The 1,612-nt window shown below is 58.9% G+C and carries 4 protein-coding genes; all 4 read right to left on the bottom strand.

All coding sequences use genetic code 11. The annotated features are described in order from the left end of the window. Positions 1 to 69: 69 nt before the first annotated feature. Entirely contained in the window at positions 70 to 615 is a 546-nt protein-coding gene (locus BISA_RS11665) for a magnesium chelatase domain-containing protein (RefSeq protein WP_033892161.1), read from the bottom strand. A gap of 26 nt (positions 616 to 641) precedes the next feature. Then, the gene (locus tag BISA_RS13160; protein WP_033892160.1) at positions 642 to 944 is read right to left on the bottom strand and encodes a hypothetical protein; all 303 of its coding nucleotides are present in this window, start codon (positions 942 to 944) and stop codon (positions 642 to 644) included. Between the two features lie 28 nt (positions 945 to 972). Then, positions 973 to 1,329 (bottom strand): hypothetical protein, encoded by a 357-nt coding sequence (locus tag BISA_RS11655; RefSeq protein ID WP_033892159.1) that lies wholly within the window; start codon positions 1,327 to 1,329, stop codon positions 973 to 975. Positions 1,330 to 1,350: 21 nt separating this feature from the next. After that, positions 1,351 to 1,612 (bottom strand): hypothetical protein (locus BISA_RS13440; RefSeq protein ID WP_033892157.1); only part of this gene is annotated, 262 nt, incomplete at its 5' end.

Genomic DNA, 1,612 nt, shown 5'->3' with positions numbered 1-1,612 from the left:
TATGGTCGGATGCCGGGCTTCGGGCGGCCGTCCCCTCACCCGTGGTTCATGGGTGAGGGGACTCTTGGTCTACCTGACTGCCGGTTGTGTGCCGGTTCCTTGTTCGGGACTGGTTATGGTCTTGATTTTGGCTATGGCTTCCTCGAGTGTTTCGACCTCGTGTGCGTCGATGCCGGTGTGGGTGGTCTCCTCATGGTTGGTTTTCGGCGTGATGATGCTGTCGATGCCGTGGTTGCGACAGTAGTCGAGCATGGGTGTGAGATTGGTGATCGGGGTTACGTTGCCGTTGGCGTCGATTCCTCCGAGTACGCAGGTTTCCTCGGCGGATTCCGGTTGGCCTTCCATGGCGTGTATGACGGCGAGGGCGATGGGCAGCGCTATTTGGCTGCCTTGTTTGGGTATGCTTGCGGGGCTGAGGTTGACGGTGACTCGTTGTTGCGGCCATGTTCGGCCGGTGGATTCCACGGCGTTCCTGATTTGTTCCCTGAGCGGGCTCAGGCTTGCGTCGGGTACGCCGATGATGCTGAAGTATGGGAGTCCGGGTGTGATGTATGCTTCGACCTTGACCATGTAGGGGATGAGTCCGAGGGTGTTCACTGTTCCGTTGGCTGTCATGTCGCTTCTCCTTTGATTGTGGGTTTCTAATAGAGGATGTCGATGCGTGCGCTGTTCTCGGCGTACTGGTCGTTCGGCGCTTTGGGGAGGATGCCGGCCTTGTCGCCGAGTGCGGTGGCGAGGTCCCGGTATTCCTGTGCGAAGAACGTTTCGGTGTATTGGTCGTTGGGCCCGTCCGCTATGAGGTCGCAGGCGTGGAGCAGGTTGCTGAATTCCTCGATGTCCTGCGGGTAGATGTAGGTCTGGAGGTCGTCCGTCTGTCTCCATACGGTGCCGGCTAGGATGTTGTCTCCGATTCCGTCGATGGTGATGCTCACGGTGGCGTTCATGGTGGTTCTCCTTGTGGCTGGTGTGCCTTTAAAAACTGTTTTGTTCTTTTTGGGTCGGTTTCTTGACCTGAGTGGGTTTTAGAGCCATTGCCAGAAGGCGGGCGGCCTCGTCGTATGGCAGTGGCTTGTCTCCCCCGTCAAGGCGTAGGGTGAGGGATTCCTCCGTGAGAGAGAACCCTTCGTATCGCGTGCCGTTCCTGTCGATGGTGACGCCGGTCACGCAGCCGTTCCTGGCGAGATAGCCTTTCCTGTGACGGTGGATGATGTATAGGGGTTGGTGTTCCTCGTTGGCGGAATGTCCTCCGTCGGAGCGGGCGAATATGTCGTATTCGCCGTCCGCACTGTGGAAACGCAGGGATGTTTTCCGAGTGGTGTCGTTTTTCATGTGGGCCTCGTTTTCTAGGGTTCAGTGCCGCGAATTTGTTTTTTGACCTTTTCGGTCAGCGAAGGCGTTACCGGAGGGACGGGGTTCCGTCATAAGCCGATCGTCTCCGGGCCGCTTGCGGCCCGTGTGCGGCGGCGTTGACGGGTTCTCGTCCCTCCGGTAGGCTTCCTGCTGCCGAAAAGAGTCGAAAACACCTGTGTTTTCCTGATGGCGCAGCCCGCGCGTGGCCTGGCCGTGCCCGTGTGGCATGATGGCCGCGAAGCGGCCCTGCCATACGGGCATG

This window comes from Bifidobacterium saguini DSM 23967 (assembly GCF_000741715.1).
Taxonomy (GTDB): domain Bacteria; phylum Actinomycetota; class Actinomycetes; order Actinomycetales; family Bifidobacteriaceae; genus Bifidobacterium; species Bifidobacterium saguini.
This window is presented reverse-complemented; position numbering and strand designations above follow the sequence as displayed.